The organism is Azospirillum sp. B21, assembly GCF_008364825.1.
Lineage (GTDB): Bacteria > Pseudomonadota > Alphaproteobacteria > Azospirillales > Azospirillaceae > Azospirillum.
Genome location: NZ_VTTO01000012.1, coordinates 42,920 through 69,625, shown reverse-complemented (window position 1 = coordinate 69,625; position 26,706 = coordinate 42,920). Strand labels below are relative to the sequence as shown.

21 protein-coding genes and 2 pseudogenes are annotated in these 26,706 nt (G+C 61.2%); 16 read left to right on the top strand and 7 right to left on the bottom strand.

Annotation, left to right across the window (positions count from 1 at the left end; all coding sequences use genetic code 11):
- Positions 1-225: 225 nt before the first annotated feature.
- Complete coding sequence (locus tag FZ983_RS24030; protein ID WP_211102973.1) at positions 226-537, bottom strand: hypothetical protein; 312 nt, start codon at positions 535-537, stop codon at positions 226-228.
- 278 nt (positions 538-815) lie between these two features.
- Positions 816-965: pseudogene (locus tag FZ983_RS34865) on the bottom strand (ISNCY family transposase); the annotation flags it as partial.
- Between the two features lie 67 nt (positions 966-1,032).
- Between FZ983_RS34865 and FZ983_RS24025 the strand changes: the two are divergent.
- Both FZ983_RS24025 and FZ983_RS24020 read left to right on the top strand, forming a co-directional pair.
- Positions 1,033-1,641, top strand: coding sequence for a transposase (locus FZ983_RS24025; RefSeq protein ID WP_149226157.1), 609 nt, complete (start codon positions 1,033-1,035; stop codon positions 1,639-1,641).
- Positions 1,642-1,893: 252 nt separating this feature from the next.
- Positions 1,894-2,070: pseudogene (locus FZ983_RS24020) on the top strand (IS630 family transposase); the annotation flags it as partial.
- 162 nt (positions 2,071-2,232) lie between these two features.
- Here the strand turns inward: FZ983_RS24020 and FZ983_RS24015 are convergent.
- The 5 genes from FZ983_RS24015 to FZ983_RS23995 all read right to left on the bottom strand — a co-directional run bounded on the left by FZ983_RS24015 (position 2,233) and on the right by FZ983_RS23995 (position 7,730).
- Positions 2,233-3,582, bottom strand: coding sequence for an ATP-binding protein (locus FZ983_RS24015; RefSeq protein WP_149226155.1), 1,350 nt, complete (start codon positions 3,580-3,582; stop codon positions 2,233-2,235).
- Positions 3,582-4,295: a response regulator gene (locus tag FZ983_RS24010; RefSeq protein WP_149226153.1), complete on the bottom strand. Its 714-nt coding sequence runs from the start codon at positions 4,293-4,295 to the stop codon at positions 3,582-3,584. The genes FZ983_RS24015 and FZ983_RS24010 overlap by 1 nt, the downstream gene beginning before the upstream one ends.
- A gap of 214 nt (positions 4,296-4,509) precedes the next feature.
- Positions 4,510-5,265 (bottom strand): copper resistance protein B, encoded by a 756-nt coding sequence (locus FZ983_RS24005; RefSeq protein WP_149226151.1) that lies wholly within the window; start codon positions 5,263-5,265, stop codon positions 4,510-4,512.
- Between the two features lie 13 nt (positions 5,266-5,278).
- Entirely contained in the window at positions 5,279-7,153 is a 1,875-nt protein-coding gene (locus FZ983_RS24000) for a copper resistance system multicopper oxidase (protein WP_149226149.1), read from the bottom strand.
- A gap of 10 nt (positions 7,154-7,163) precedes the next feature.
- Complete coding sequence (locus FZ983_RS23995; RefSeq protein WP_149226147.1) at positions 7,164-7,730, bottom strand: plastocyanin/azurin family copper-binding protein; 567 nt, start codon at positions 7,728-7,730, stop codon at positions 7,164-7,166.
- A 1,258-nt stretch (positions 7,731-8,988) separates the two neighbouring features.
- Here FZ983_RS23995 and FZ983_RS23990 point away from each other — a divergent pair.
- The 14 genes from FZ983_RS23990 (at position 8,989) to FZ983_RS23925 (ending at position 26,635) form a co-directional block, all read left to right on the top strand.
- A complete protein-coding gene (locus FZ983_RS23990) occupies positions 8,989-10,473 on the top strand; it encodes a calcium-binding protein (RefSeq protein ID WP_149226145.1) in 1,485 nt (494 codons plus the stop codon).
- Positions 10,474-10,988: 515 nt separating this feature from the next.
- Positions 10,989-11,714 carry a response regulator gene (locus FZ983_RS23985; protein WP_149226143.1) on the top strand — a complete coding sequence of 242 codons (726 nt, stop codon included), beginning with the start codon at positions 10,989-10,991 and terminating at the stop codon, positions 11,712-11,714.
- Complete coding sequence (locus tag FZ983_RS23980) at positions 11,711-13,057, top strand: ATP-binding protein (protein WP_149226141.1); 1,347 nt, start codon at positions 11,711-11,713, stop codon at positions 13,055-13,057. The genes FZ983_RS23985 and FZ983_RS23980 overlap by 4 nt, the downstream gene beginning before the upstream one ends.
- 688 nt (positions 13,058-13,745) lie before the next feature.
- Entirely contained in the window at positions 13,746-15,017 is a 1,272-nt protein-coding gene (locus FZ983_RS23975; protein WP_149226139.1) for a TolC family protein, read from the top strand.
- Positions 15,014-16,411, top strand: coding sequence for an efflux RND transporter periplasmic adaptor subunit (locus tag FZ983_RS23970; RefSeq protein ID WP_247883950.1), 1,398 nt, complete (start codon positions 15,014-15,016; stop codon positions 16,409-16,411). The genes FZ983_RS23975 and FZ983_RS23970 overlap by 4 nt, the downstream gene beginning before the upstream one ends.
- Positions 16,412-16,430: 19 nt before the next feature.
- The gene (locus tag FZ983_RS23965; protein WP_149226137.1) at positions 16,431-19,619 is read left to right on the top strand and encodes an efflux RND transporter permease subunit; all 3,189 of its coding nucleotides are present in this window, start codon (positions 16,431-16,433) and stop codon (positions 19,617-19,619) included.
- Complete coding sequence (locus FZ983_RS23960) at positions 19,609-19,953, top strand: copper-binding protein (RefSeq protein WP_149226135.1); 345 nt, start codon at positions 19,609-19,611, stop codon at positions 19,951-19,953. The genes FZ983_RS23965 and FZ983_RS23960 overlap by 11 nt, the downstream gene beginning before the upstream one ends.
- 157 nt (positions 19,954-20,110) lie before the next feature.
- Complete coding sequence (locus FZ983_RS23955) at positions 20,111-20,569, top strand: DUF411 domain-containing protein (RefSeq protein ID WP_188092485.1); 459 nt, start codon at positions 20,111-20,113, stop codon at positions 20,567-20,569.
- A 1,245-nt stretch (positions 20,570-21,814) separates the two neighbouring features.
- Positions 21,815-22,081: a DUF2933 domain-containing protein gene (locus FZ983_RS23950; RefSeq protein ID WP_149226131.1), complete on the top strand. Its 267-nt coding sequence runs from the start codon at positions 21,815-21,817 to the stop codon at positions 22,079-22,081.
- On the top strand, positions 22,078-22,755 hold the full coding sequence (locus tag FZ983_RS23945; RefSeq protein WP_149226129.1) for an isoprenylcysteine carboxylmethyltransferase family protein: 678 nt from the start codon (positions 22,078-22,080) through the stop codon (positions 22,753-22,755). The genes FZ983_RS23950 and FZ983_RS23945 overlap by 4 nt, the downstream gene beginning before the upstream one ends.
- Positions 22,756-22,951: 196 nt before the next feature.
- A complete protein-coding gene (locus FZ983_RS23940; protein WP_149226127.1) occupies positions 22,952-24,214 on the top strand; it encodes an ABC transporter ATP-binding protein in 1,263 nt (420 codons plus the stop codon).
- Between the two features lie 85 nt (positions 24,215-24,299).
- On the top strand, positions 24,300-25,166 hold the full coding sequence (locus FZ983_RS23935) for an exo-alpha-sialidase (RefSeq protein WP_149226125.1): 867 nt from the start codon (positions 24,300-24,302) through the stop codon (positions 25,164-25,166).
- A gap of 24 nt (positions 25,167-25,190) precedes the next feature.
- Positions 25,191-26,159, top strand: a complete 969-nt coding sequence (locus FZ983_RS23930; protein ID WP_149226123.1) for a zinc metalloprotease HtpX — start codon at positions 25,191-25,193, stop codon at positions 26,157-26,159.
- 8 nt (positions 26,160-26,167) lie between these two features.
- Positions 26,168-26,635, top strand: a complete 468-nt coding sequence (locus tag FZ983_RS23925; protein ID WP_149226121.1) for a cytochrome c — start codon at positions 26,168-26,170, stop codon at positions 26,633-26,635.
- Positions 26,636-26,706: the final 71 nt, after the last annotated feature.

Below are 26,706 nucleotides of genomic sequence, written 5' to 3'. Positions count from 1 at the left end.
TCCAGTGTGGTTAGGGTGATGTCCTGCAACTATGACAATACATCCAGCTAAGCGGATGGCCTAACGAGCAACACGATTGTCCCCCTGCCATTTAAAACAGGGAAGGGCCAGAATTGCGGTAAGCGCCAGAGCCGGGCTAGCTCTGGCGCTTTCTTTCAGGCTTCAAAGGAGCCAATCAACACGATACCGAAAACAGACAAGCTATTCTCTTCATACGTTATCTGATCATCGGGCATTTGCGGAGAGCCCAAGTTTACCACGCGCGAAATTCAAGTACTGTTGAGCTTTGGCAGATTGCCCCTGGCTGAAAAGCGATTCAGCAACCCTAATATGTTGTTCCGCCACAATTCGCTCGCTACGGCCGATCCAAGCCGGAGTATTAACCCGCAATGCAGCCTTCGCCTCAGAAAGTTGAGTTGAAAACGAGTCATCGGCGGTATTTTGTACCGATGCTGCGATGCCGACATTCGTTCCGAGAACGAGTGTCGCAAGAATGGTGGCCGCTGCCATCTTTCGGAACATCATGGTCGATTCCACTTCGCGTCTGGTTCTTGCATTTGTTTGTGGCACAGCAGAACCGCTATTGGTCCTGCGCACTACGTTCATATTTAATACGCTTTGATTTCTACAGTAGGACGGAAATGTAACAATTTATTACGGTTACAGACTACGATTAGAGGATCGCGAATCTGTAATAACACAAACAGTTGGGCACACCCTGCTTTTATCTGGGCTTCGTCTTGATTCTTAACGATCAATAAAAATTACTTATGCAGGCCTTTCTCAGCATGCCAAAGGAGTTAAATATCCTGAAAAGGCAGCGCGATCGCCCCTTCCGCCTCGGGGCGGATGGGGCAATGATGACACAAGCCCTGCCGGTTCTCGCACCATTGGATCTTCAGCCGAAGCCGGACTAAGCCGCCTAGCGTCAGCACCGTACGACGGTTGTCGTAGCGCATCGGAATCGAGGCCAGCGGTGGATATGAGCGGCCGGTTCGGGATGCCTAACAGACTGTCGCCCTGTCGGTACACGTGTTCGATCCGGCTCGCGTACGCTATTTCGCCAGGGCCAAAGGTCAGCGAGCCAAGAACGACACGATCGACGCCGCGTTGATTGCTGAGTTCACCGCCTCCCAGGTGGCTCCTGCCACCACGCCACGCGACCCGGCCCGTGAGGAACTGGCGGACTTGGTCAAGGCCCGACGCCTGTTGGTCGACAAGCGCGTCGATCTGCGTCACGCTTCGGCCGGCGCGCCGGCGATCGCGCAGGCAGTGTTGGAAGAGGCCGTCGAGGGGCTGACGGCGGCGATTGCGACGCTGGAAGCCGAGATCCACAGCCGGGTCGAGGCCCAGCCGGAACTGGCTGACCGAGTGGCTGCGCTCCAGACCGCGCCCGGCGTCGCGCCGGTCGTGGCCACCACACCCGCGATCCGGCTGCCGGAGTTGGGAAAAACAACCGGAGAACGCATGTCCGCCTTGGTCGGTGTTGCTCCCTTCGATTATGACAGCGGCAAATCGCGCGGCCAGCGTCACATCGCCGGCGGACGTGCCGCCGTTCGGCACGCCCTCTACATTGCGGCCGAAGTCGTCGCTACCCAAAGTAAGAGCGTAATCGTCTACGCCCACTTACAGTTGAAATGACGTGGCAAGCCGTCGAGGGCAGGCGCTGACTGCCTGCATGCGCAAACTGATCGTGCACCTCAACATCATGCTTGCCAAAGGTCAGACTTGGGAGGCCCACCCCACCTGACGACGCCGACCGAATGCCAAGCACACCGAACCGCGGGCGCGAACCGGTCAAGGCCGAAACCGCCCAAAGGGCGGGCGCGCCTCGGCGCGCGCCTTGACAGGGAGCACACACGGTTCATTGCCTCCGTCAAAGAAGACGGTTGCTACAGCCCCGATCTCAATCCCATCGAGATGGCTTTCGCCAAGCTCAAGGCTCATCTCCGCCGCATCGGCGCCCGCACTATTGATGAGCTGTGGAGGGCTGTCGGCTCCATCTGCAACCTCTACACACCCGAGGAATTCTGGAACAACTTTAATCATGCAGGATATGCGTCAGATTAAACGCTCGAAACTCCAATCTAAAGCCAATCGATCGCTGATACCGGCAATTGAACATTTGATTACCGATAAGCCCCAGTGAAGCCTTCTGTTCAGGTTTTGGGCACAGAGACAAAAAATACTTTGAAGGATTGATTGGCCTTTTAGACGCTGCACTGCTCAAGGTCAGCACTCGATCCATGGCAACAACACGGTCACGCGCAATCCACCCTCTGCGCGATTGCTGAGTACAATATCTCCCCCATGTGAACGGATCGCTGAACGCGCAATGGTCAATCCCAGGCCATATCCTCCTGTTTCACGGCTGCGCGAACGCTCAACACGATAGAACGGCTGAAATACTCTATCCAGCTCAGCTTCTGGGATGCCCGGGCCATGGTCGATGATCTCCACCAGGACATTCCTGGCGGTCACGCTCGCGCAAACCTGAGCTCCATTGCCGTACTTGATGGCATTGTCGATAAGGTTCATGAATGCACGCCTGAGCGTTACCGGTCTGCAATTCACCGTGAGATGACTTACGCCGACATAGTGTGCATCACCGCCTGCATCATTCAGGGCGTCGCATATCGTTGCTAGGGTAACTGCCAGGTCAGCGAGCGCGGTGTCTTCCTGCTTGTTATCGTCACGCAGGAACGACAAAACCGCATTTATCATCTCTTCCATGTCCGCGATGTCTGATAGCATCTTTTCATGCTGATCATCGTCTTCGATGTATTCGGCTCGAAGGCGCAATACCGTCAACGGAGTACGAAGATCGTGGGAAAGAGCAACGAACATTTGTGTTCGATCAGACAACAGGCGTTCGATACGTCGCTGCATTTCATTGAATGCGCGTGCAGCCTGACGTACCTCGCTTGGTCCGACTTCCGGTAGAGGTGGCGCAGCAACATCGACACCAAGGCGCTCAGCCGCTCGGGCCATCGTTTGTAGCGGAGATGTCGAATACCGGATCAGAATGATTGATAGGATGAGAATGGCAAAGGCCATCAAGCCCGTGGAGAGGAGCAGACCGTGCGGTGTGGCAGGCGTCGGCTCAACCAGCACACATTTCAGATTCAGCCAGTCGCCGTCAGGCAATTGAGCTGAAACGAGCACGAAATGAATGGCTTGGTTTGCGTGCTTGGCACCTTCGGCCTCTTCGGCAGATACCAGCCTCAAGGGCAGCTCGGGGTGATCGGGGATCGCTCGGCGCAGTGCGTCGCGTAAGGACGCGAGGTGCTCGTCGACGAGGTTCTCCTCAGAAACAAGAGGCACCCTGCTCCAGTGCACGTCGAGCCAAGCTCCGGACAGGAGTTGCGCCGCCCGCTCGCGTTCCTCCGGGGTTGCCTTCTGGACTGCCGAACGTGCCGCGACAATTCTCTCGACCATTTCGTGTTCGACGGAACTGTCGAACTGATCGATGAGATCCATACGGTAGGCGCCCAGACTGGCAAAGTGTGAGAGCATCAGTCCAACCAGCATGACCGCTATGGTTCGTGCCGCGGTGCTATCGGGAAGCAGGCGCAGGTTCATCAATGGCGTTCCACCGGAATCACAAACACATAGCCGGCACCGCGCACGGTTTTGATCATGCTGTGTTCCGGGTCATTATCGATTTTCCGCCGCAATCTGCTGACCTGGACGTCGATTGTGCGATCGAATGCCAATGCTGTGCGGTTGCGGGTGATGTCGAGGAGATGATCACGGCTCAGAACGCGTTGGGGGCTTTCGACAAACGCCGCCAGCAAGTCATACTCGCCACCGGTCAGTTCAACCAGCGCCCCGTCAGGTGAATGCAATTCACGGCGCACGAGATCAATAGTCCAACCGGCGAAACGCAAGATGCGGCCACCGCTGTGCGAGGCGTCGAATGTCTCCCCAGAAGCGTTTGTCCGACGCAAGACTGCCCGAATGCGAGCGAGCAGTTCACGTGGATTGAACGGCTTGGTGACATAGTCGTCCGCACCAATTTCCAACCCGACGATCCGGTCCGTTTCTTCAGCCATTGCGGTCAACATGATGATCGGAATTGCCGAAGTCGAACGCAGTTCACGGCACAGCTTCAGTCCGTCATCTCCTGGCAGCATCAGGTCGAGCACGAGCAAATCGACTGAGGAGCCGCAGATACACTCGCGCAACTCATAACCATCGCGGGCGGTGGTGACCTTGTACCCCTGCTTGCGAAGAAAGCGGCCCAGCAGGTCGCGGATCTCCTGATTGTCGTCAACAATCAACACATGTTGCATGCTCGTGAGACCTGGCTTGACCCTGATGCCCGAGGAGGAGGACGCATCCGGCCGAGAGCCGGAAATCGGTGGGTCGATGTTTCATTCTGTACCAAGACATCGGGTGTGCTGAGGGCATGAGGTGGTGGGCCGTCACCTGATCACCCTCATTCTGACGATGTTGAGGCCGCCGTGAAGAGGGGGCCGATCACCTCAGCGATCGACCCCTTCCGGATTAGAACCAAAAGCGGACGCCAGCCAGCAAAGCCAAGTCACTTGGATCTTCCCCGTGTCGACGAGCGATATTGGCAGTTTCGCCGAGCTTGCGCTCCCAGCTGACCCCCACGTATGGAGCGAACTCCTTGACGACCTCATAGCGAAGCCGCAGGCCAAGCTCAATGTTGCTGATGCCTCGGCCGAGGTCCAACTCGCGCACGCGTTGTGCGGAGAGGTTGATCTCGGCCAGTGGCTGCAGGATCAGCTTTTGCGTGATAAGGATATCGTACTCGGCCTCGATCCGGCCGCTCAGATTACCCTCGTCGCTAAGAAATGCCTGAGCAGTCACGTCGAAGTAGTAAGGTGCAATTCCCTTGACGCCAGCCACAGCATAGGTGGTCTGTGGTTGCGGGCGGACGTCATAGCGAATGCCGGCTTGAACATCCCAGAACTCGGAAACCATACGGCTATAGAGAAACTGGAACTCTGCCTTCTCGACACCGCCTTCGACGGGCTTGCTTCCCCGGGCGTTCACCCAGAATTTATGTGTGTCACCGCCGATCCAGCCGCGTAATTCCCAGTCGACAGAGTTCTCACCATCCCTCCAGCGATGTTCGAGCTGGTCGACAAGCAGCGTCGCCAGGACAGGAGGTTCCTCGTGGAACTGCTGAGCCTCATGCTCCTCACCCGCGCGGGCAGGGCCGGAGAGGCTTGCCAATGTGAGCATGCCGGCGAGGAGCACGGCCTTATGCTGGCCAGCTTTTATCAGTCGCATCTGGTGCTCCGGATCAAAGGCTTGCTGAACGGCGCTCGACGATGAACCGCGTCATCATGCCGGAGGCCATGTGGTAGAGCAGGTGGCAGTGGAAGGGCCATTCACCCGGTTCGTCAGCTGTCAGTTGGACACTGACCGTCTTGCCTGGCGGCACCAGGACGACGTGCTTTCTGGGCAGCCGGCCCGCCTGTCCGTTCTCGAGCTCCATGAACATCCCGTGCAAATGCATGGGGTGCGCCATCATGGTCTCGTTCACGAAGCGGATGCGCACACGGTCCCCATAAGCGACCCGGATCGGCTCTCCTTCGTCGAACTTGTTTCCATTCAGGGTCCAGATGTAGCGTGACATCATCCCACTGAGGCGAACCTCGATCTCGTGGGTCGGCTCGCGGACATCCTTCGCTTTTGTCAGCGATTTCAGGTCGGCATAGGAAAGGGCTTTTGCGCCCGGCGGAGTGCCTGCGTCGGCCCACCCCATCGCCTGGTCGTTGCTTGACGCAGCAGCCTTGGCCATGCCCTCCATAGAGCCGTTGTTCATGCCTGGCATGTTGCTGTGATCCATGCCGGGCATCGCGCCGGCTCCCATGCCAGCCATCTTGCTGTGGTCCATACCCGGCATGTTGCTGTGATCCATGCCGGGCATCGCGCCGGCTCCCATGCCGGCCATCTTGCTGTGATCCATACCCGGCATGTTGCTATGGTCCATGCCAGGCATCGCGCCGGCTCCCATGCCGGCCATCTTGCTGTGGTCCATACCCGCCATGGCCCCATGATCCATGCCTTCATGGGACATGCCCATGTCGGCCATCGTGAGAATGGCACGTGGGCGGCGTTCGGGGATCTCGCCCTCCAACCCATCGCGGACTGCCAGCGTCGCTCGGGCATATCCGGTGCGATCGATCGGCTCGGCAAAGAAGGTGAAGGGTTTGTCGCCTTGAGGAAGCACAATGACGTCGTAGGTTTCACCGACGCCGAACCGGAATTCGTCAACCTTGACCGGTGCCACGTTCTGTCCATCGGCGGCCACCACGGTCATAGGAAGGCCAGGGATGCGGACATCAAAGATCGTCATGGCGGAACCATTGATGATCCGTAGCCGCACTCGCTCGCCCGGCTTGTAAATGGCAGTCCAGTTGTCCTTGGCGCCTTTGCCATTGACCAGGAAGTGGTAGCCGGTAACGTCTGCAAGGTCCGTAGCGTCCATCCGCATCTCGGCCCAATCCAGACGGTCCTGCACCGTGGTGCTCCAGCCATCGCGCTGAGCATCCCGGAAGAAATCAACCAGTGTCCGCTTCTTATTGTTGTAGTATCCTTCGCTGACCTTGAGATTTCGGAGAACCGAGTTGGGGGATTCGATCGTGTGATCGGAAAGCAGAACGACGTATTCGCGATCAGCACGAACCGGATCACGTTCCGCCGGTTCGATCACGATGGCGCCGTACATCCCTTCCTGCTCCTGCCCAGCGGAATGGCTGTGGTACCAGTAAGTTCCCGCCTGCCGAAGTTTGAAATGGTAGGTGTAGGTCTCACCCGGCCGGATCGGCACGAAGCCGTTGAAGCCGGGAGCGCCGTCCATGACACCCTGCAGCAACAGGCCATGCCAGTGGATCGAGGTCGGCTCATTCAGCCGGTTGGTCACACGGATCACGACCTCCTGGCCTTCGCGCAGCCGGAGGGTGGGGGCCGGGATCGAGCCGCCGATAGCAATGGCATTGCTTGTTACGCCGTCGACAGTGATACGGGTGCGCTCTACCGCGAGGTCGAGCGTCTGGTCCGCAGCTGCGAAGGAGTGACGACCTGGATACGCCGTCACGACGCCGGCCATGCCGGCCATGGCGGCGAGCTTGAGCGCGTCGCGGCGTGTGAGGAAGTTCGACGTGCGGTCCATGCGGCCGTCCTCAGCGCGTGAAAGCGATCTTGCCGACCATACCGGACTCATAATGCCCCGGCATGTTGCAGGCGAATTCCAGTGCGGTGTCCTTGGTGAACTTCCAGGTCAGTTCCTTGGTCTCTCCAGGGCCGACCAGCGCGCTGTTGGGATCGTCGTGCTTCATCTCGGCCATGCCCATCTTGGAGTGGTCCATGCCGCTCATGTTCTTGTTGATGCCCGTCGCGGTCAGCATCCCATGCTCCATCATCATGGCCATTTCCTTCTGATGGGCAGCGTGCATGTCGGCGGTACCGATGTTGAACTCGTGCAAGAACTCTCCTTTGTTCTTGAGGACAAAGCGGACCGTCTCTCCCGCCTTCACCTGGACCGATTCAGGCTTGTAGTAATTGTCGCCCAACTCGACCTGAATGGTACGCTTGGCCGCCGAGGCTTTGGCGGGCTCGCCAATTGCCGCGGTGGTGTGGCCATGTCCCGGCTCACCAGCCCCGGCGAACGCCGTGCCAATGAGCGACAGGAAGGTGGCGCCGGTCAGCAGGGCGGCGGCGGTGTTCAGGGTACGGGTGTGCAGACGCATTATAAGTTCCTTATGTTTTCGCTCGCAAAGCGGCGAAGAGAGTTGTGATCGAGGTTGCGGCCGCGGCCGGTCAAACTGGACACAAGTGAGACGGGGGAAGACAACGGGTCTGCTCGGGGAATCCCGAGTTCACGCGCGAGCGTCAGAGTGTGTGGATGTCGAAGGAGCAAGCGCTCGATCGGTTAGGCGTGCGCCGGACGACAGCAACGAAGAGGTGGTCGCCAACTCCAAGCCCGGGGCTCGGTCGCCGGCTGCGATGCGGTCCATACCGGAGCGCTTGCGCGCAAGCGACGCTGGTCCGCAGTCAGACCGGGCACCTTGGAGGGCGTAGCCGGGGAGATACGGAACGATCCCGGAGGAGGTCGTTCAGGACAGTCGATGTGCGAAGGGACGTCACTCCCATCGGGACCATCAACGGGGCCACGGGCTCTATAGCCGTGGCTCCGCAGGCCGTCAGGCAGCACCCTCGCTGAGAATGCGCCGTATCATCGGCATCGTCTCCGCCAGGTTGTCCGGACTGGTTGTGATGGTCGCCGTGAGCCATGTTGAGCGCTGCGTCATCGCAACCAGACGTCCAATCGTCGGCGGTACTGGTCCATTCAGCCTTGGGCAGTGCCTGTTTGGCGGCGGCTGGGGTGGCGATAGCCCCCCACATCAGGAGGAGACTGGCCAGCACAATCGCTATGAGGCGTGTGAGGCAGGTGTCCACGTTTCCCTTCCACCAACAGTAGAGCCCAAGGCCGATTTCTGCGATCATATGTCACATGGATTGGGGGCAGCAAGCGGACTCACGTTGCGAAGTGTTACAGCGAACCACGACCGAATGACACGCCGCGCAGCTCCATCTGGCGTGAAAAAGGCACATCGGCGGCAAAGCTGTCCAGATGTGTTGCCGAAGCAGGGGATGACGCTGTTGCCTGGCTACCGCTGTAACAGTCAGGGAGGTTCCAAGTCCTGCAATGCCAAATCGGCCAGCAAGCATGGCCGATTACTCGTGCAAACGTATTAGGTTTTTTGCGCAGCATTGCCGACTCCTGCAGTTATGTTTGTGCCTCAAGCAAGCGAAGCCCGCCTTTCTGTTATATCGTTAGCCGCATGCACTTCATCTGTATAGCAGAAGATATTTTCCTTTTGACATGAAGCCGATTGTGAAACAGGGCATCTCCTTTGTTACAAAGAGTAACAAGTCCTCCCGCCGTCGGGATCAAGTGAGACTGCGCATGTTTTGCAGGTTCACACACAGACGCAGGAGGTCGACGTGCCCGACGAGTGGACGCCTAAAGGCCATGGCAGCGCTGCTGCAAACAGTGAGCTTGCCGCGAAATACCTCCAACGCGGCGGCTTGACATTCGACTTTGCTTCCGGTGACCAAGATGTCGAGTACCGCATTGCAATCGGAGAGGACGGACCGACCACGATCAGAGGCGATGAGCATCGTGACTATTTGTGGGGCTTGGCGGGCTCCGACCGATTGCTTGGTGGCGCCGGCGACGACGTCCTGCATGCCGACCGTGGGGATGATGTCCTCTTTGGCGGTATGGGATCAGATGCCTTGGACGGCGGTCACGGAGACGATAGCTTGTATGGCGGCGCTGGAGCCGACAATCTGATCGGGGGAGACGGAAACGACCTTCTTGACGAAGGGCCAGGACACAGCATGGTCACAGGGGGGATGGGCAATGACACTCTTATTGGCGGTGCCGGCCCCGACGCTTTCACCATGGACCGAACCAGCGGTGACGATGTAATCCGCGATTTCACCGCCGGCCCCGGAATGTTCGATCATCTTGCTCTTCGTGATCTGCGATGGGACGATCTGACCATCGAGGGCGTCGATGGCGGCGTCCTTGTCCGCTGGGAAGGCGGTTCTGTTCTGCTGGAGGGCGTTCAGCGTTCTCAGCTGGCGCAGGACGACTTCATGTTCGCTGACGCGCCCGACTTGCCACCTGGTGCCAGGAGGCCGGATGGCCCTGGCGACGAGCGCATCGTGACAACTGCCTTTCCTGAAGCTGGAAAGGGGGCGTGGATCGGTGGTGAGTTCGATCGAGCCGCGGATAAAGCTCTGAAGGACGGCAGCGTGTCCTTTGATTTCCATGGCGATACCACGTACCGGCTGATCGCCGGGCGCCCGACGGACGATGATCGCGGTGGTGGCGAGACCTCAGATCATATCTTTGGCCGGAACGGCGACGATCGGTACATCGGGTATGGCGGTGATGACGACCTGAACGGAGATGCCGGAAACGACCGGCTGGATGGTGGTTCGGGCATGGACCGCCTCGACGGAGGTGTGGGGAACGATACGCTGTTCGGTGGCAACGAAATGGACGAGCTGATTGGTGGGAGCGGCAAAGACTACCTGGATGAGGGGGCAGGTCACGGTATGCTAAACGGCGGCATGGGCGACGACTATCTGGTAGGTGGCCCCGGAGCTGACGCGTTCATGGTGATGGCCGACAGCGGCAATGATGTCGTGGCCGATTTTGAGGCTGGCGGCGCCGCGCAGGGGGCTTTCGATCACATCGCATTCCAAGACATCATGCCCAACCAGGTGAGCGTGGCTGAACGAGAGGACGGTACTCTGGTTAGTTGGAGCGTCGACAACTCTCCAGGGCCTGACGGCTCGGTCCTTCTCCTCGGGGTGGCCGCAGGGGACCTCCGGCAAAGCGACTTCATGTTTGGTGAGGCACCCGGGTTCGTAAATGGCGTCAGCGATGCAGGATCCTGGTACATTTTCTCCTGAGACGCCCTGAAGCTTATCCAGGCGCTGTGCACATTGCGCGGCGCTGCCTTCCGGGGCTCGTTATGCATGCCAAGTTGTTGCTGTCATCCGTTTCCGGCGGAAGTCCAGGCAGCCAAGCCCTGCCGGGGCTTCCGTTGTAAAACATGCAGGGATGGACCACCATTCTACCGGCACTATCGGACGTCTCGGCAAATCGTCGTTCGTCAGGAAGATCTCTGCCCGAGATGGTGGTTGTGCCGATACCTGGACTAGTGACGTGTGGTTGCTCTCAACGGCGACGGAAAGCCGTCGCTGCGGTTCCTTCGGGCTGGCGCCAGCTTCAGCATCTTGTCATCCGTACGTGAAATTGCTCAAAACAATCTGTTACCATGGCCGAGCACCACCAGTCGCCCTGTCTGAACACAAGGACAACACACGTGGTTCGGGCAAAGCCGGATTGCCAGACTGCGTACCGGTCGGCCATCTGTCAGCGCCAGGGAGATTGTACCGCCACTGCTTCCGGACCGCGATTTGCTATGAATTCCACGCCTCATATCCTGATCGTCGATGATCACCAGGAAATCCGTGACCTCCTTAGTCGCTTTTTCCTCCGTCACGGGCTCCAGGCGACGGCGTGCGCCGACGGTATGGAGATGCGGCGCACGATCGGCTGTACCCGCGTCGACCTCATAATTCTCGACCTGATGCTACCTGGCGATGACGGACTTACCCTCTGCCGTGAGCTTCGTGCCCCAGGCTCGGTTCACCGTGACCTGCCAATCATCATGCTCACAGCCATGAGTGATGACGCCGATAGGATTTCCGGATTGGAAATCGGCGCCGACGATTATGTTCTCAAGCCATTCAATCCCCGCGAGCTGCTTGCGCGGATCAAGGCGGTTCTTCGACGGACATCCTCACCGGGTGTGGATGTTGTCTCCGCACCGAAGGCCATACATTTTGCTGGTTGGACCTTGAACCTGACGCGACGCGAGTTGCTGTCCCCGGAGGGCGCCATCGTCGCCCTCACCGGTGCCGAATATGACCTGCTATTGACCTTTGCAGAGCGCCCAAATCAGGTTCTTGGCCGTGACAAGCTGCTCGAACTTGCCCGAAACCGGCTTCATGCCTACGACCGCAGCGTCGACGTCCAAGTAAGTCGCCTGCGGCGCAAGCTGGGGGATGACGTCTCGGCCCATCCTCTGATTAAAACCGTCAGGGGAGCCGGCTACGTCCTCACCGTCGAGGTTCAGCGATCATGAGCGCTCTTGGGCCGATATTCCGCCGGATGTTGCCGGATACCATCACAGGCCGGGCTGTCGCCATTCTTCTGGTGGCACTCACGCTGTCGCACTTGGTGAGTATGTGGTGGTACCAGACACGGCTGTCCGACCAAGCCGACTTGGCTGACGAACGGATCGCTGCCGAACGCATCGCTGCGGTTAAGCGAACCGTGATTCTGGTTCCGCCGGACGATCGGGAGAAGACGGCCCATCTTCACTCCGGGCGGGGCCTTGACGTTCATTGGAGCGCCATTCCACTGGTACAGCAGGATCGCTCTCCTGATGAGAGGCTGGACCTGCTGACACGCCGGCTGCAGCAGTTGGTTCCCGACCTCGACGAAGAGGGGTTGCGCGTAGCTTATGGCGCGAAGAACGACGGGGCAGACCATGTGATGCAGGTCTCAGTGCAGCTCCCCGACGAAAGTTGGATCAATGCACGGGTAACGACCCTCGGGTCTGCAGCCATAGCCGACTCCCATCTGCTGGTGCCGACCGCCCTCATGGCTCTGGCGATCTTTGCTGTGTCGGTGTTCCTGGTGCGCGTCTGCACCGCCGAGTTCAAGGCACTGACCAGGGCGGCCCGGCGTCTCGGAGTGGACGTCAGCGCACCGCCGCTGCCGGTTCGAGGCCCTGAGGAGGTGCGGGAGGCCGCACAAGCGTTCAATGAAATGCAGGAGCGCATTCGTAGCCTGCTGACCGACCGAACGCAGATGCTGGCGGCTGTTTCTCACGACCTGCGCACGCCGATCACGACGATCCGCCTACGCGCCGAATTCCTTGAGGAGGGAGAGGAACGTGATCGGATTTTGGCTCAGCTGGATGAGATGGAGGAGATGGTATCGGCAACCCTTTCTTTCCTCCGCGATGACAGGGGGCGTGAAGAGGCCAAGGTGTTGCACATCGGTGCGTTGCTTGAAACGATCTGCAACGATCTGTCGGACACCGGACGTCCAGTAAGCTACGACGGCCCCGCCGATGTGACGTTCCAGGGGCGGCCGGTTGCGCTGAAGCGCGCTTTGATCAATCTGATCGACAATGCGGTAAAATATGGTGGTCAGGCCATGGTATCGCTGAGGGCGCACCAAGATCGTGTGGTTATTTGGATAGAAGACGAGGGACCAGGCATCCCTGAAGGTGAATTTGAGAGAGTCTTTGGCCCGTTCTACCGAATCGAAGCCTCGCGCAACCGTGCGACCGGAGGCTTTGGATTGGGATTGACCGTCGCTCGTTCTGTCATCAAAGCCCATGGCGGTGAAATTACTCTCATCAACCTGCCAAACTCAGGCTTACGGGCAGAGGTCTCGCTGCCCAGGGTGATCTAACCGGGACAGGCGGGGAATGTCCGGAGGAGCCCCTGCTCAACGCGACCCATCCGTGTCGCCTCCCCGGTGCGGAAAGCAAAACGCCAACCCCTTGCGAATTCGGATGAGGACGTTGATCAAGATCAACGCCGACCCTGGCCAACTCTGGTGCAATGCGTGAGGCTCATGGGGTAAATTCCTTTTACCCCGCGCAACATGGAGATCCAGATGCGGGTGGTCCGCAACTTGTTGACGGCATTGACGCTGACCCTCGCCCTGCTGATCGGTGTGGCGGGCGGTGCGGTGGCGCATGCCGTCATGGCCGACCACCATGACGCGACTCCGGTCAGCACAGACCAGGGGGCCGCAGTCAACGAATCCCAACGCCCCTGTGGCGACTGCCCTGATAGAGCGGAGCCGCGTGGCATGCCCATGGCGACACCCTGCTGCCCGGGGCTGGCACTGCCGATGCGCTCCGAGGTGTTGCACACCAGATCCGTCGACTGTGTGGTGTGGCATCCGAGCCGGGCTCACGCTCCCGCCGCTCGTCTCATTGCACCGGAGCCGCCCCCTCCCAAGTCCGTTTGACGGTTGCAATCCGCTCTGCGGCGCCGCTTGCCGGCCGGCAGCTGCTATCGTCCTCACGTGATTTGAAGGAGCCCGTCTGCCTCCAGCGCTACGCGCAGAGGGGCAAGGGCAAGGCATAGCCATGATCAATCGACGTTATCCAGGGCGGCCGCTCACCGTGGCCGCCACGGCGCTCGTCCTGCTGCTGACAGGCGCGGCGGCTTCGGCCGCCGAGCATGACAGGACAATCACCCAGCTCATCGAAACCGCTCGCCGCATGAACCCAGAAGCGGCGGCGACCGCCCTCGAGACCGATGCCGCGACAGCGCGTATCACATCGGCCGGGGCGCTGGATGACCCCAAATTCAAGGTCGAGCTTGAACTGCCACGCAGCGGGTCCGGCTACCTGCCGCGCTACCGCGCCGGGCAGGAGCTGTATCAGGTCCGCCAGATGTTCCCGTTGTGGGGCAAGCGCGACCTGAAGCGCGAAATCGCATCCGCCGACAGCCGCAAGGCAGCCGCCGCCCAGGCCGAGGTCGCCAATCAGATCGCCTACCGCGTCAAGGTTGCCTACGCCGAGTACCACGCGGCCCATCTGGCGGCCGACGAGACACGCAAGCTGCTTGGAACCGTCCGGCGCTTGTCCGACCTGGCGCGCGCCCGCTACGCTCAGGGCCCTGGCAAGCAGCAGGACATCACCGGCGCCAACGCCGAAGCCGGCGCGCTGACCGCCGAGCTCGCGCGCATGGATGCCGACCGCCATCGCGCCCAGGTGCGGATCAACGGCCTGCTGGCCCGCTCGCCCGAAACACCCTTGCCGGCGAAGCCTCTGCCCCGGCTGGTGCCGCCGCTGGAAACCCTGTCAGCCGACGCGCTGGTGGATCGCGCACGCGCCGACTTCCCGGCGGTCCGTGCCCAATTGGCCCAGATCGATTCGGCCGAAGGGACCCGCCGCCTCGCTGAGAAGAACGGCTATCCTGACGTCGAGCTGGGCCTTGGCGCGATGCGGCGCGACGGCCGCTTCGACGGCTACCAGGCGATGGTCGAGTTCAATATTCCGCTCTATGGCGATCGTCGGCAAGCCGAGCAGCGCGAGGCCGCGTCAATGGCCGGCGCGGCGCGGGCGAAGCTGGAGCAAATCCGCCTCGATGTCGCAACCGACGTGCATGAGGCATACGCCATGCTGGCAGCCCTCAGGGAACGCAAGCGCATCGTGCGGGAGATCACGCTACCGCAGGCGCGCATCGCGCTGGAGGCAGCCTCCCGCGGCTACGAGTTGTCGCGCGAGGAGTTCGCCAACCTCCTGCAGGCCGAGCAGACGCTGCGCCGCGCGCTGGTCGAATTCGTGAATGTGACATTCGAGGAGCAGGTCCGGCTCGCCGAGATCGAGCGCCTGATCGGAGGTGAATTGTGAACCGCTCCCCAGCCCTACTCGCCGTCCTGATGGCCGGCACCATTGTCGCCGGAATGCCAGCTTTCGCACAGTCCTCCGCTGGAGCCAGCCATGCCGGCCACGGCGCTCCTGCCGCGGCACAGCCCGCCGGAGCGGGCAAGGTCCTGTATTACCGCAACCCCATGGGCCTGCCCGACACCTCCCCAGTGCCGAAGAGGGACAGCATGGGGATGGAGTATGTGCCGGTCTACGAGGGGGAAGCTGCTCCGGTATCGGTAGCCGCGCCGGCGCAGAACCCGGCCGGTCCGCGCAAGATTCTGTATTACCGCAACCCGATGGGCCTTCCGGACACCTCCGCGGTTCCGAAGAAGGACCCGATGGGCATGGACTACGTGCCCGTTTATGAGGGCGAGGACAGCGCTTCGGGGACTGTTACCATCAGCTCTGACAAGGTCCAGAAGCTTGGCGTACGCACCGATGCCGCGATGCGGCGGGCGATCTCCCGCCAGGTTCGGGCGGTCGGCACCGTGCAGGTTGACGAACGCCGCCTCTTCGTCGTCGCGCCGAAGTTTGAGGCCTGGATCGAGAGACTGCTGGTCGATACCACCGGCGACACCGTCCGCAAGGGCCAGCCGCTGATGGAGGTCTACAGTCCCGAGCTGGTCCTGGCCCAGCAGGAATACCTCGTCGCCCGGCAGGGCGGTGCCCAGCTCGCCGAAGCTTCGCTCCAGCGCCTGCGCAACCTTGATGTCCCCGAGGAGGAGATCGACCGGCTGCGCAAGACCGGCAAGGCGTCACGGACTCTGACCTACCGCGCGGCCGCTGGCGGCGTGGTGCTGGAGAAGTCGGCCGTGCGCGGCATGCGCTTCATGCCTGGCGAAGCGCTCTACCGTATCGCCGACCTGACGCACGTCTGGCTGGTCGCCGACGTGTTCGAGCAGGACCTCGGTTACGTCAAGCCGGGCCAGGACGTCGACGTCACCGTCAACTCGCTGCCGGGCAAGACCTTCACTGGCAAGGTCAGCTTCGTCTACCCGACCCTGACGGCGGAGAGCCGCACCGGCAAGGTGCGTGTCGAACTGCCCAACGCAGACGGCCTGCTCAAGCCGAACCTCTACGCCACCGTGCACTTGAACGCCGACCTCGGCGCCATGGCCGGGCTGGCCGTACCGGACTCCGCACTGCTCGACACCGGCAAACGGCAAGCAGTCCTGGTCGAGATCGGCGAAGGCCGCTACGAGCCGCGCGACGTCAAGGCCGGCGCCCGTGCCGACGGTTACGTCCAGATCCTCGCCGGGCTGGAGGAGGGTGAACGCGTGGTGGTGCGCGCCAACTTCCTAATCGACTCCGAGAGCAACCTGCGTGCGGCCCTGAGCGCCTTCGGCGGCAGCGGCGGCCAGCATCAGCAGCATTAGGCTGGCGGAGGGTACCCCCATGATCGCCGCTATCATCCATTGGTCCGCGCGCAACGTCGCGCTGGTCCTGCTCAGCACACTGTTTCTGATCGCTGCCGGCCTCTATTCGGTGTCTCGCATTCCCTTGGATGCGCTGCCGGATCTCTCCGACGTTCAAGTCATCCTCTACACCGATTACCCCGGCCAAGCGCCGCAGGTGGTTGAGGACCAGGTCACCTATCCGCTCACCACCGCCATGCTCAGCGTGCCCAAGTCGAAGGTGGTGCGTGGCTTCTCGTTCTTCGGCGCCTCCTTCGTCTACGTCATCTTCGAGGACGGTACAGACATCTACTGGGCGCGCTCGCGCGTCCTGGAGTATCTGAACTTCGCCGCCAAGCGACTGCCCAACGGCGTCACCCCGACGCTGGGGCCGGACGCCACCGGCGTCGGTTGGGTCTACCAGTACGTTGTGCTCGCCAAGGACCGCACGCTGGCCGAGCTGCGCACGCTGCAGGACTGGTACCTGCGCTACCAGCTGACCAAGGCCGAGGGCGTGGCCGAGGTCGCCAGCGTCGGCGGCTTCGTCCAGCAGTACCAAGTGGTCGTCGACCCCCAGAAGCTGCAAGCCTATGGCGTGCCGTTGGCCAAGATCGCCCAGGCCATCCGGACTTCCAATCAAGACGTCGGCGGCCGCGTCGTCGAGATGGCGGAAACCGAGTACGTGGTGCGCGGGCGGGGCTACCTGCGCGGCATCAAGGACATCGAGGAGATCGTTCTCAAGGTCGACCGCGGTACGCCGATCCTGCTGCGCGACGTGGCACGGGTCGAGATTGGACCGGACGAGCGTCGCGGCCTCACCGAACTGAACGGTGAAGGCGAGGTGGTCAGCGGCGTCGCGCTCCAGCGCTACGGCCAGAACGCCCTGAGCGTCATCCAGAGCGTCAAGGACAAGCTGGCCGAGCTGAAGGCCGGCCTTCCGGAAGGCGTCAGCATCGAGAGCGTCTATGACCGCTCCGAGCTGATCCTGCGGGCGGTGGAGAACCTCAAGGGCACGCTGATCGAGGAGAGCGTCATCGTCGCGCTCGTCTGCATCGTCTTCCTGTTGCATGTCCGCAGCGCGCTGGTCGCTATCGTCACCCTGCCGGTCGGCGTGCTGATCGCCATCATGGTGATGGACGCCATGGGCATGACCTCGAACATCATGAGCCTGGGCGGCATCGCCATCGCCGTCGGCGCCATGGTCGATGCCTCCATCGTGATGATCGAGAACGCCCACAAGCGGCTGGAGCATGCGCCGCCAGACGCCAACCGGGCCAAGGTGCTGATCGACGCGGCGGTGGAGGTCGGACCGGCGCTGTTCTTCAGCCTGCTGGTGATCACCGTCTCCTTCCTGCCGGTGTTCACGCTGGAGGCGCAGGAGGGGCGGCTGTTCAAGCCGTTGGCCTTCACCAAGACCTTCGCCATGGCGGGTGCCGCGTTCCTGTCGATCACGCTGGTGCCGGTGCTGATGATGCTCTTCGTTCGCGGCCGCATCATTCCCGAGCGCAAGAACCCGGTGAACCGCGCTCTCATTTGGCTTTACCGGCCGATGATCCGGCTGGTGCTGCACGCCAAGATCCCAACCATTCTGATCGCGCTGGGGCTGTTGGGTTGGTCTGTGGTTCCGGCCTCCAAACTCGGCAGCGAGTTCATGCCGACGATCAACGAGGGTACGATCCTCTACATGCCGAGCACACTGCCCGGCCTCTCGATCACCAAGGCAGCCGAACTGCTTCAGACCCAGGACCGCATCCTCAAGAGCTTCCCCGAGGTGGAGTCGGTCTACGGCAAGGCCGGCCGTGCGGCCACCGCCACCGATCCGGCGCCCACCGAGATGTTCGAGACGGTCATCAACCTGAAGCCACAGGCCGAATGGCGACAGGGGATGACCTATGACAAGCTTGTGGCCGAAATGGACAAGGCAGTCCAGATGCCCGGCATCTCGAACGCCTGGACGATGCCGCTACGCGCCCGCATCGACATGCTCTCCACCGGCATCCGCACACCGATCGGCATCAAGGTGTTCGGCAAGGATCTGGAGGAGATGGAGCGGCTGGCCCGCGAGATCGAGGCGGTGGTCAAGCAGGTCCCCGGCACCACCAGTGCCTACGCCGAACGCATCGTCGGCGGCTTCTACCTGGAGATCGACCCGAACCGCGAGCAACTGGCCCGCTACGGCCTGACCGTCGGTGACCTGCAGGACACCATCCTGACGGCACTCGGCGGCGAGATGGTGACGACGACCGTCGAAGGCCGGGAGCGTTTCTCCGTGAACGTCCGCTACCCGCGCGAGCTGCGCAGCAACCCCGACGCCATTGCCAGCCGCATTCTGCTGCACCCGGAGGCCGGTGGGGCAATTCCGCTGGGCCAGCTTGCCTCGGTCCGGCTGACCAAGGGGCCGGCCACCGTGCGCACGGAGAACGCCTTGCTGTCCGCTTACATCTACGTTGATATCCGTGATCGCGACATCGGCGGCTACGTCGCCGACGCCCGCAAGGCGGTGGCCGAGCAGGTCCAGATGCCGGCCGGCTATTACGTCACCTGGAGCGGCCAGTTCGAGTACATGGAGCGGGCGGTGGAGAAGCTGAAGATCGTCATTCCGGTGACGATCGCCATCATCTTCCTACTGATGTACCTGAACTTCCGGCGCATCACCGAGACGCTCATCGTCATGCTGTCGCTGCCTTTCGCACTGGTCGGCGGCGTCTGGTACATGTCCCTGCTCGGCTTCAACCTGTCAGTGGCGGTGGCGGTCGGCTTCATCGCGCTTGCCGGTGTGGCTGCCGAGACCGGGGTAATCATGCTCATCTACCTCGACCATGCGCTGCAGGATATGAAGCGCCGTCGAGCAGCCGAGGGGCTGGCGATGACCAAAGCTGATCTCTACGAGGCCATCATGGAAGGTGCGGTCGAACGCGTGCGCCCGAAGATGATGACGGTCGTCGCCATTATGGCAGGCCTGCTGCCGATCATGTGGAGCCATGGCACCGGGTCGGAGGTGATGCAGCGCATCGCCGTGCCGATGATCGGCGGCATGATCTCCTCGACGGTGCTGACGCTTCTTGTGATCCCAGCCATCTACGCTCTGGTCAAGGCTCGCGAAGTGGGGCGCCCCGCAGGCGGCACGCCATTGCCAGCGGCAGAAGTCCCCAACCCCCAATCCAAAAAGGAGCTTGCCCATGTCGCGTAAGATTGCTCGTACTGCCTTGCTCGTGGCGGCCGCCTCGGTCTCTCCGGCAATCTCTTGGGCACAAATGGATCATAGCGGTCACGCCACCCAGACTGCCCAGCCGCAAGCAGCTGGCACGACCGGCAAGGTTAACGCCGTTGATCCGGCAAAGCGTGTGGTGAATCTCTCGCACGGCCCAATCGCGGCCCTGGGATGGCCGGCAATGACCATGGACTTTGCCGTCGCGCCGAGCGTTGACCTCAAGGCCTTGAGGCCGGGCGCGGAGGTCGCGTTCACCGTCGGAAAGGATGCTGCCGGCATGTACCGGATCGAGACACTTACCCCGAGGAAATAGGCTCATCCCCAAGCCCCCTCCCGTCGACACGGTTTCGGTCCGATGCTGTGCCGACGGGACGGCACGATGATGTATGAGGACGGTCATGACAATGAGACGGCGGAAGAGGAAGCCGACGACCGCGTCACCTTATGCCCGAGGAGTGGTGTTGCAACGGATGAAGGCCGCACGCTGGGGCGGGCTGCTCGCCGTCGCCCTGGTGGGCTTCCATCTGACGGCAGGCCTGCCGCTATTCGATGACGATCACGCCTCTGCCGCGGAACTCACAGTCTGGAAGTCATCCAGTTGCGATTGCTGTGGCAAATGGATCGAGCACATGCGGGCAGCAGGTTTTTCCGTACTCGTCCACGACACCGAGGACGTCCGATCGGTCAAGATCGCCCACGGGGTTCCGGAATCGCTGTGGTCCTGCCACACCGCTGTGCTCGATGGCTATGTCATTGAAGGGCACGTCCCGGCCGAGGACGTCCGACGGCTACAGGCGGGACCGTCCGGGAACAAAGGACTGGCCGTTCCAGGAATGCCCGCAAGCGCACCAGGCATGGACCAACCCGGCCAACCCTATCAGGTCGTGACCTTTGGGCCGAACGGGAGCGGCATCTATGCCAACCATTAGCAGCGAGGCTCACAGCGAGGACGTGCTTGTGACCGGCAGAATAGGCCTCGACACCGCTCCAGACCTGCGTGAACGCAGCGCAGGTCAAGCACTAACCGAAACGGGAATGGACCTTGTTTCTCTTGCCCGGCACTTCCGCTATGCATTGGCGCAACTGCCACATGCACGCGGCGGTCTCCGTCCGGCCGGCGCAACGAATGTACGTCTGCTGGCGCCCTTGCTGGACGAGGTCACCAAAGCACGACGATGCGGCATCCGCTGGCAAGTGATCGCGGTCGAACTTGCCAGGGCCGGCGTTCACAAACTGAGTGGAACTCCATTCTCCGCGGCGGATCTCCGCTCTTATGTGTGGCGCGCATCTCCTCGGAAGGAGTAAAGCCGAGGCGATGCTGGAGGTGTCGCACGCGTCACGAAGGCTCCGGTCAGCAACCGTCGGAGTGCACATGGGTGGCCTGTGGCTCTCGGGCAATTGACCGGGATCAATGCGCTTGGTACAGGATGCATTAGTATTGGCTGAGCATCGGACAGGCTGCGGTTCGCAGAGTGGCTGGAACCGCTGGATCGGTGGGTTCAGCATTGGGCGGCGCAGCCGGAACGACGAGGTGATCCGCCATGTGGCAGCGGACAAGGGTAGCAATTGGGAGGGTGGTCGTGAGCCTGCTGGTGCTGGCCACACTGCTCGCCTATGCCGCTCCGATCCAGGCGAACGCCCCATCGTTCTCCCCGGCCATGGGCACGCTAGCGCAAACGTCTGAACAGACAACTGCTGCGTTGATTTCTGTGATCGTGGAGGACGGGCACGCACTTTGTGGTGACATGGACCTCACCGGAGGCGCCTGCTGCAGCTCCGTGCAATGTGTGACGATGCATGGTGGTCTGCTCCCGGCTTCCTTCGAGCCACTTGCTCCGCTCTTAGTCGTCTCGCGCCCCATACCCTCCCTAGCGACACCTGACGGGATCGGCAGCGACCCCGCCCTTCGCCCTCCGCTCTGAAGTTCCGACATCACGAGTCCGTCCGCATCCGCTCAAAGGCCCGCTTCGGCAGAGGATGCCGACGTCTCAGCCTGACCTCTCGTTAGTGTGGCCGGACCTGCTAAGCAGCCAGCAGAAGACACTGACGGCGCGTCTCGAAGACTTGCGATCCCTTGAGACCGTTGGCAGGCCATTTTTAACCGTGTTTCTGACGAGCGGAAGGCCACGGCCAACCAACTTTTCGCCAGCCCCTTATTGAGCGAGGAGGCGATGATGCATGATCATTCCCAGCATGATTCTGAACACCAGGCGCGTCTTCCCTGGTACAGGACTTGGATCGGTCTGGCTGGTCTTGGAACCGGTGCAGCTGCAGCTTTGTACCTGTCCCTCTACCATGTCACCCACGTCCTTGACGTGCTTCCGTTCCTGATACTGCTCCTCTGCCCGCTGATGCACCTTTTCATGCATGGCGGCCACGGCAGCAGCCACAGTGGCGGGCCGGATGAGCCCGGCACGCCGAACAAGGGGGACACCCCATGACACATGATGCTTCGGCTTACGGGTTGTGGCCGCTTGTCATCCTCAACTCGGCCATCTTCATCATCTTTGCCTTCAGCTTCGGAAAGCCTCAGTCGCGCCGCGACTGGCGCTCGTTCGGTGCATTCAGTGCTTTCATCGTGGCGCTGTTCACCGAGATGTACGGCATTCCGTTGACCATCTACCTGCTTTCGGGATGGCTGCAGACCCGCTATCCGGGAGTGGATCTGATGTCGCATGATGCCGGCCATCTTTGGTCGACCATCTTCGGATTCCAGGGCAACCCGCACTTTAACGTGCTGCATATCCTCAGCAATCTGTTTATCCTGGTGGGTTTCATCCTGCTTTCGGCAGCCTGGAAGGTACTTCACGCCGCTCAGCAGCAACACGGTCTTGCATCCACTGGCCCATATGCTTACGTCCGCCACCCACAATATGTGGCCTTTATGGCGATCCTGTTCGGTTTTCTGCTGCAGTGGCCGACCATTCTGACGCTAGCCATGTTTCCGCTGCTCATCCTCATGTATGTGCGGCTGGCGCATGCTGAGGAACGGGAGGCACGAGATGCCTTCGGCGCCAGGTACGAAGCCTATGCTGCCGCCACTCCGGCATGGCTGCCCTCTCTCATCGGGCACAGACCTGCCGGTTCCAAATCGGGTGGTGTAGCCCGCAGATAGGCCGGTGATGGGCGCAAACATGCACTGACCCGCGCTTGTGCTCCGGCTGACTGATGAATACCCCACAAAGTGATGGGGTGAACGACACAGCCCTCCGTTCACCTCACCACGATGATCAACGGATGCCAGTGCGAAAGAACGCACCGTTCATCGGCTCTGGCGTCCCTAAGCGGAGCAGAAAAGCTCCGGGAATGACATGAATAGCATCTTCATGCAGGATAAAGTCCACCAGTTGAGCGACTGGATTCTTCACACGGTATTCCCCAGCCCCTATTGGTGGATACACGTTCTGATCCATGTCATCCTCGTAGTAGCGCCACTCGCTTTCCTTGGCCTGCTATTGACCTGGGTGGTGGGTATCGCCCGGCGTCGGCTGTCCGGCTGGCATCGGGAGATGCCGCTGGACGTGACCTCGCCCTTTCCGCCCAACATGTTCCTGTACATCCTCAAGTATACACGTCGGACGCAAGTGGTACTTCTTGCGGCAGCCCTGCTGTCATTACCGCTTCTCTATGCGGTGCTTGACCTCCCCAAACAAATCATCAACAAAGCACTCAGTTCTGAGGCCGAAACTGTTCTGGTTTCTGGATACGCGCTGAATCAATATGAGTTGCTTATCGTCTTGTGTGCCGTTTACCTTGCTGCTGTTCTGGCGAGCGGTGTGGTGAAATACGTTATCAATCTTCTCAAAGGACAGCTTGCCGAAGGAATGATGCGCCGCATGCGCTTCGCGGTGTTCCGCAGTTGGTCGCGTGGCAGGAGGCCATGTGACCATGCCCAGATCATCCCGTTGTTGGTACAGGAGGTCGAGCCGATCGCTGGGTTCTCCGGCGACACCTTTCTGACGCCTGTTCTGGAGGGAGGCACCTTCGCAACCATCCTGATCTTCATGGTTGTTCAGGATCCGGTGTTGGGCGCCGCCGCGCTCACGCTGGTCCCGCTACAGATCGCCCTGGTTCCGCGTCTGCAACGCCGGGTCAGCGCCTTGGCGCGTGATCGCTCACGGGAACTACGCTCTTTCGGTGCCGCGGTGGCCGAAGCCTCTCCTCATCACCAGGAGAGTCGCCCTCGTCCTGTGCTAACGGTTGCACGCTCGCTAAAACGCATCCAAGCGATCCGGCTCGAAATCTATCGGCGCAAGTTTTTCATTAAGAGTTTAAACAACTTCATCGCACATCTCACTCCATTCTTCTTTTATACCATCGGGGGATATTTGGTGATTGAAGGTAGACTGTCCCTTGGTGCCTTGGTGGCAGCGCTCGCTGCCCACAAGGACATGTCGTCTCCACTTCGCGAACTCCTTGGCTACTATCAAACCATGGACGACGTTCGCGTGCGCTATGAGGATATCAGGCGCTTCCTAGGTGACCAGAACAAAGCCGAGATGCCTCACGGGGCAGTTGCAGGTCCAAGCGCCAGAGACCCGCGGCCGCCGCTGGCCGGCGGATGTGCGATATGAGCCGCACGTTCGCCTGTGGCAGAGCATTATCCTGCTACGGCAACCGGCGCCTCTTTACACAACTCTTTCAGCATGGAGATGCGCGATGTGCGCCGACAAGAAACTCACCGTGATCACCTCGGCGCTGATGCTTGGTATGATGCTCGTCGGACCGACTCAGGCTGCCGAAACCCTAAAGCTGTCCGAGGTGTCGCACCTGCATGGCATTGCGGTGGACCGGGAGGATTCATCCCGCCTGTATCTCGCCTCGCATCATGGCGTGTGGCTGACCAACTCCGACGGCACGGCGACCCGGGTCTCGGACAATTCGCATGACTACATGGGCTTCACGCCCAATCCGGCACAGTCCGGCGCCTTCTTCGCCAGTGGTCATCCCGAGACTGGCGGGAACCTCGGCGTCCTCGTTTCGACGGACGGCGCCAAGACCTGGAAAGCGGTCTCGAAGGGCGTCAACGGGCCGGTGGACTTCCACTCGATGGACGCCAGCCCGGTCGATCCCAACGTGCTCTACGGCCACTACGGCAGCGTCCAGGTCAGCCGGGATGCTGGGAAGAGCTGGGAGGTCACCGGCAAGCCGCCTGCCGACATGTTCGACCTGGCAGCATCGGCCAAGGACGCGAATACCGTCTACGCTGCCACGCGCACCGGCTTGACGGTCAGCCGCGACGCCGGAAAAACTTGGCAGGCTGCCTATATGGTGGCGCGCCCTGCGACCATGGTCACAACGAGCAAGGACGGCACCGCCTACGCCTTCATGGTTGGCACCGGCCTGCTCAAGACAACCGAGCCAAGCTTGGCGTGGCAGCCGGTCAGCAACGGCTTCGGGGATGCGATACTGCTGCATCTCGCGGTCGATCCGATCAACCCTGAGCGGCTCTACGCCGTGACCGACAAGTCGGCCATCCTGGCCAGCCAGGATGGCGGCAAGACCTGGAAGCCGTTCCGGTTTTGATGGCCAACGCAGGGGGTGAGCACCATGCCGATGGTCCGTTTCAATGAACGGCAGCACCGCCGCGATAAGCTTCGGAACGCAGGGCAATCCATCTTGCTGGTGGGGAGCTTGGCGTTGCTCGCGGTGGCGATCGGCTGGCTGCTCGGCGGATGGTTCGGCGTCCTCTGGGCAGCCATCCTCATCGGTGCGACGGTAGTGTTCAGCCCGACTGTCTCACCGCACGCCGTTCTGGGTCTCTACGGAACTCGGCGGCTCAGTCCTCACGACCTTCCGGAGATTCACCAGGTCATCCAGGTACTGGCCCAGCGCGCCGGGCTGCCAAGCGTTCCTGAGTTGCACTACTTCGCGACTCCGGTACCGAACGCTTTCACGGTCGGCTCCTCTCGCAGCAGCGCTATCATCCTGACCGATGGGCTGCTGCGTGCGATGACCCTGCGCGAACTGGCGGGGATTCTAGCCCACGAGGTCAGCCATGTCCGCAACCATGACCTCTGGATCATGGGTTTGGCCGACATTATCAGCCGGGTCACTGGGGCTATGGCGACCATCGGCGTCGTCCTGTTGCTCCTGAGCCTGCTGCAGATGGCGGAGCAGCACAGCAGTGTCCATTGGCCGCTGATTGCGCTTCTCTGGGGAGCGCCCACCATCAACACGCTCATTCAGCTTCAGCTGTCACGCACCCGGGAGTTCGATGCCGACCTTGATGCCGCCGCCCTGACTGGCGATCCGGAGGGGTTGGCCTCCGCCCTGGCGAAGCTCCAGCGATACGGCTCCGGCTTCTGGGAACGTATCCTCTGGCCAGGACGGCGAAATTCGCATCCATCCGTGCTGCGCACCCATCCGGAACCCGAAGAGCGCATCGAGCGGCTGCTTTCGCTCCGACAGGCTAATGCAGCGCATCCCACCGTTGAAGCTCGGACGGTCGGAGTCCCTACACATTGGACGCAGCCAACCCATCGGCCTCGTTGGCGCGTGTCCGGTCTCTGGCATTGAGGTTCACCATGCGGTTTCCTAAGAGGGCAGCAATTGGCATTGGCTTGGCCTTGGGCGCGGCCATTGTGGCAGCTGGCGTTGTTCTGTTCGCCGGTCCGAAAGGGGGCGCCGATCCGACCGACCCCACACAAGTCGCCCGCGGGAAGGTGGTGTACGCCGAACAGTGCGCGTCGTGCCATGGGGCTCGGCTCGAGGGCCAGCCGAACTGGCAGAGCCGCAAGCCCGACGGCCGTCTACCGGCGCCCCCTCATGACGCTTCCGGCCATACGTGGCACCACCCGGACGCGGATCTCTTCAAGATCACCAAGCAGGGCATCACGGCGTTCGCCCCGCCTGACTACAGCAGCGACATGCCTGCGTTCGGCCGCAGCTTGAGCGATGCCGACATCTGGGCAGTTCTCGCCTTCATCAAAAGCTCCTGGACGGAGGAGATCCGTCGCCGCCATGCCGCCATGAGCGAGCGGTCGAAGAAGTGAGGAGAGAAAGACCTCAGCCTGCACATCGGCATTGACCTTCCAGTTGCTGGAAGGGGGAGCATGGGTTTCGA